The organism is Escherichia sp. Lx600-2 (assembly GCF_036662595.1).
Lineage (GTDB): Bacteria > Pseudomonadota > Gammaproteobacteria > Enterobacterales > Enterobacteriaceae > Escherichia > Escherichia coli.
The window spans coordinates 1-4,298 of the sequence record NZ_JAYQWM010000159.1 but is presented as its reverse complement, the minus strand read 5'-3'; the positions used below and the strand labels follow the sequence as shown (position 1 = coordinate 4,298).

Below are 4,298 nucleotides of genomic sequence, written 5' to 3'. Positions count from 1 at the left end.
GAAACGCCGTAGCGCCGATGGTAGTGTGGGGTCTCCCCATGCGAGAGTAGGGAACTGCCAGGCATCAAATTAAGCAGAAGGCCCGGTCGGAAGACTGGGCCTTTTTGCGTTTCTACAAACTCTCCCTGTCGTCATAACTACAAGCCATCCCCCCACAGATACGGTAAACTAGCCTCGTTTTTGCATCAGGAAAGCAGCTATGAACCACTCCTTAAAACCCTGGAACACATTTGGCATTGATCATAATGCTCAGCACATTGTATGTGCCGAAGACGAACAACAACTACTCAATGCCTGGCAGCATGCAACCGCAGAAGGGCAACCCGTTCTTATTCTGGGTGAAGGAAGTAATGTACTTTTTCTGGAAGACTATCGCGGCACGGTGATCATCAACCGGATCAAAGGTATCGAAATTCATGATGAACCTGATGCGTGGTATTTACATGTAGGAGCCGGAGAAAACTGGCATCGCCTGGTAAAATACACTTTGCAGGAAGGTATGCCTGGTCTGGAAAATCTGGCATTAATTCCTGGTTGTGTCGGCTCATCACCTATCCAGAATATTGGTGCTTATGGCGTAGAATTACAGCGAGTTTGCGCTTATGTTGATTGTGTTGAACTGGCGACAGGCAAGCAAGTGCGCTTAACTGCCAAAGAGTGCCGTTTCGGCTATCGCGACAGTATTTTTAAACATGAATACCAGGACCGCTTCGCCATTGTAGCCGTAGGTCTGCGTCTGCCAAAAGAGTGGCAACCTGTACTAACGTATGGTGACTTAACTCGTCTGGAGCCTACAACAGTAACGCCACAGCAAGTATTTAATGCGGTGTGTCATATGCGCACCACCAAACTCCCTGACCCAAAAGTGAATGGCAATGCCGGTAGTTTCTTCAAAAACCCTGTTGTATCTGCCGAAACGGCTAAAGCATTACTGTCACAATTTCCAACAGCACCAAATTACCCCCAGGCGGATGGTTCAGTAAAACTGGCAGCAGGTTGGCTTATCGATCAGTGCCAGCTAAAAGGGATGCAAATGGGTGGGGCTGCGGTGCACCGTCAACAGGCGTTAGTTCTCATTAATGAAGACAATGCAAAAAGCGAAGATGTGGTGCAACTGGCACACCATGTAAGACAAAAAGTGGGTGAAAAATTTAATGTCTGGCTTGAGCCTGAAGTCCGCTTTATTGGTGCATCAGGTGAAGTGAGCGCAGTGGAGACAATTTCATGAAGGATAACACCGTGCCACTGAAATTAATCGCGCTGTTAGCGAATGGCGAATTTCACTCAGGTGAGCAGTTGGGTGAAACGTTAGGAATGAGCCGGGCGGCTATTAATAAACACATTCAGACACTGCGTGACTGGGGCGTTGATGTCTTTACCGTTCCGGGTAAAGGATACAGCCTGCCTGAGCCTATCCAGTTACTTAATGCTGAACAGATATTGGGTCAGCTGGATGGCGGTAGTGTAACTGTGCTGCCAGTGATTGACTCCACGAATCAGTACCTTCTTGATCGTATCGGAGAGCTTAAATCGGGCGATGCCTGCGTTGCAGAATACCAGCAGGCTGGCCGTGGTCGCCGGGGTCGGAAATGGTTTTCGCCTTTTGGCGCAAACTTATATTTGTCGATGTTCTGGCGTCTGGAACAAGGCCCGGCGGCGGCGATTGGTTTAAGTCTGGTTATCGGTATCGTGATGGCGGAAGTATTACGCAAGCTGGGAGCAGATAAAGTTCGTGTCAAATGGCCTAATGACCTCTATCTGCAGGATCGCAAGCTGGCAGGCATTCTTGTGGAGCTGACTGGCAAAACCGGCGATGCGGCGCAAATAGTCATTGGAGCCGGGATCAACATGGCAATGCGTCGTGTTGAAGAGAGTGTCGTTAATCAGGGGTGGATCACGCTGCAGGAAGAGGGGATCAATCTCGATCGTAATACGTTGGCGGCCATGCTAATACGTGAATTACGCGCGGCGCTGGAACTCTTCGAACAAGAAGGATTGGCACCTTATCTTTCGCGCTGGGAAAAGCTGGATAATTTTATTAATCGCCCAGTGAAACTTATCATTGGTGATAAAGAAATATTTGGCATTTCACGCGGAATAGACAAACAGGGCGCTTTATTGCTTGAGCAGGATGGAATAATAAAACCCTGGATGGGCGGTGAAATATCCCTGCGTAGTGCAGAAAAATAAGAAAGGGGAGCATTAGCTCCCCTGCAAATTATTTGCGTAGTCTGACCTCTTCTACCGCATGATTAGCACTTTTCGTCAGGATTAAACTGGCGCGCTCGCGAGTAGGTAGAATATTTTGCTTTAAGTTCAGCCAGTTGATCTCTTTCCACAACGTCATGGCAGTCTTAATCGCTTCTTCTTTAGTTAATTTCGCGTAGTTATGAAAATAGGAATCCGGGTCTGTAAAAGCCCCTTCGCGGAATTTCAGAAAACGGTTGATATACCATGTCTGAAGTAAGTCTTCCGGTGCATCAACATATATCGAAAAATCGACAAAATCAGAAACAAATACATGATGTGGATCGTGTGGATAATCCATCCCGCTCTGTAAGACATTTAACCCTTCAAGAATTAAAATATCAGGCTGAACAACAGTTTTATCTCCATCCGGGATCACATCATAAATAAGATGCGAGTAAACAGGGGCTGTAACGTTTGGCACGCCGGATTTGAGATCGGAAACAAACTTCACCAGGCGATGCATATCATACGATTCCGGGAAGCCTTTCTTCTTCATCAGACCACGTTCTTTCAGAACCTGATTAGGGTGAAGGAAGCCATCTGTAGTGATCAGTTCAACACGACGATGTTCCGGCCAACGGCTTAATAGTGCCTGCAATACACGGGCGGTTGTACTTTTCCCCACCGCGACACTACCAGCAATACTGATAATGTAAGGAATGCGTTGCCCGTTGGTACCAAGAAACTGTTCCAGAACTGCCTGACGGCGCAGATTCGAGCTTATATAGAAGTTCAGCAAACGTGACAGAGGTAAATAGATCTCGGCAACTTCTTCTAACGAGAGATCTTCATTAATACCTTTGAGACGGGCGATCTCATCTTCCGATAACGTCATAGGTACGGAATCACGCAGAGCTGCCCACTGGTTGCGGTCAAACTGTAGGTAAGGCGTCATTAACGTTTGCTCTTTTATACTCATAAGCATGTTTCTGGCGGTCATAGCTCTATCGGCAAAGCGATATTTGCCATGGCGCGTCACAGTTCTGTTGAATGGGTTAATGGGCAGGAGGGTAACACCAGATGGGGAGGAATAATAAGAAAAAATCTCTCCCAGGAAGCTATCGTTGAAAAGCAATGTGACAGATATTCCATCTGATAAAAAGAATTATGGTTTAGCAGGAGCGCATTGTTGAGCACAATGATGTTGAAAAAGTGTGCTAATCTGCCCTCCATTCGGCTGTTTCTTCATCGTGTCGCATAAAATGTGACCAATAAAACAAATTATGCAATTTTTTAGTTGCATGAACTCGCATGTCTCCATAGAATGCGCGCTACTTGATGCCGACTTAGCTCAGTAGGTAGAGCAACTGACTTGTAATCAGTAGGTCACCAGTTCGATTCCGGTAGTCGGCACCATCAAGTCCGGTGGGGTTCCCGAGCGGCCAAAGGGAGCAGACTGTAAATCTGCCGTCACAGACTTCGAAGGTTCGAATCCTTCCCCCACCACCAATTTCGGCCACGCGATGGCGTAGCCCGAGACGATAAGTTCGCTTACCGGCTCGAATAAAGAGAGCTTCTCTCGATATTCAGTGCAGAATGAAAATCAGGTAGCCGAGTTCCAGGATGCGGGCATCGTATAATGGCTATTACCTCAGCCTTCCAAGCTGATGATGCGGGTTCGATTCCCGCTGCCCGCTCCAAGATGTGCTGATATAGCTCAGTTGGTAGAGCGCACCCTTGGTAAGGGTGAGGTCGGCAGTTCGAATCTGCCTATCAGCACCACTTCTTTTCTCCTCCCTGTTTTTTCCTTCTGTTTATTGCATTCAACAAGTCGGGCATGTTGCCTGGTTGATGTGGTGATATCACCGATTTATCCGTGTCTTAGAGGGACAATCGATGTCTAAAGAAAAGTTTGAACGTACAAAACCGCACGTTAACGTCGGTACTATCGGCCACGTTGACCATGGTAAAACAACGCTGACCGCTGCAATCACTACCGTACTGGCTAAAACCTACGGCGGTGCTGCTCGCGCATTCGACCAGATCGATAACGCGCCGGAAGAAAAAGCTCGTGGTATCACCATCAACACTTCTCACGTTGAATACGA

The 4,298-nt window shown here is 47.5% G+C and carries 4 protein-coding genes and 4 tRNA genes; 7 read left to right on the top strand and 1 reads right to left on the bottom strand.

The genetic code is table 11. The features are described from left to right. Positions 1–199: 199 nt before the first annotated feature. Both murB and birA read left to right on the top strand, forming a co-directional pair. Positions 200–1,228: a UDP-N-acetylmuramate dehydrogenase gene (gene murB / locus OQV04_RS23670; protein ID WP_001016672.1), complete on the top strand. Its 1,029-nt coding sequence runs from the start codon at positions 200–202 to the stop codon at positions 1,226–1,228. Then, on the top strand, positions 1,225–2,190 hold the full coding sequence (gene birA, locus OQV04_RS23665; protein ID WP_032281974.1) for a bifunctional biotin--[acetyl-CoA-carboxylase] ligase/biotin operon repressor BirA: 966 nt from the start codon (positions 1,225–1,227) through the stop codon (positions 2,188–2,190). Before murB ends, birA begins: the two co-directional genes overlap by 4 nt. Before the next feature lie 28 nt (positions 2,191–2,218). Here the strand turns inward: birA and coaA are convergent, their stop codons facing one another. Beyond that, positions 2,219–3,169 carry a type I pantothenate kinase gene (coaA, locus tag OQV04_RS23660; RefSeq protein ID WP_000023081.1) on the bottom strand — a complete coding sequence of 317 codons (951 nt, stop codon included), beginning with the start codon at positions 3,167–3,169 and terminating at the stop codon, positions 2,219–2,221. Positions 3,170–3,530: 361 nt separating this feature from the next. Here coaA and OQV04_RS23655 point away from each other — a divergent pair. From OQV04_RS23655 to OQV04_RS23635, 5 genes are all read left to right on the top strand, one after another. Continuing rightward, positions 3,531–3,606, top strand: a tRNA-Thr gene (locus OQV04_RS23655). Between the two features lie 8 nt (positions 3,607–3,614). Then, positions 3,615–3,699, top strand: a tRNA-Tyr gene (locus OQV04_RS23650). 116 nt (positions 3,700–3,815) lie between these two features. Beyond that, positions 3,816–3,890 (top strand) — tRNA-Gly (locus tag OQV04_RS23645). A 6-nt stretch (positions 3,891–3,896) separates the two neighbouring features. After that, positions 3,897–3,972, top strand: a tRNA-Thr gene (locus tag OQV04_RS23640). 114 nt (positions 3,973–4,086) lie between these two features. Continuing rightward, the coding region (locus tag OQV04_RS23635; RefSeq protein WP_000031661.1) for a GTP-binding protein at positions 4,087–4,298 on the top strand (212 nt) is incomplete at its 3' end.

What these genes read in the sequence shown, in the direction of transcription:
- murB (WP_001016672.1), top strand. Translation starts at nt 200, where the DNA reads ATGAACCACTCCTTAAAACCCTGGAACACATTTGGCATTGATCATAAT.
- birA (WP_032281974.1), top strand. Translation starts at nt 1,225, where the DNA reads ATGAAGGATAACACCGTGCCACTGAAATTAATCGCGCTGTTAGCGAAT.
- coaA (WP_000023081.1), bottom strand. Translation starts at nt 3,169, where the DNA reads ATGAGTATAAAAGAGCAAACGTTAATGACGCCTTACCTACAGTTTGAC.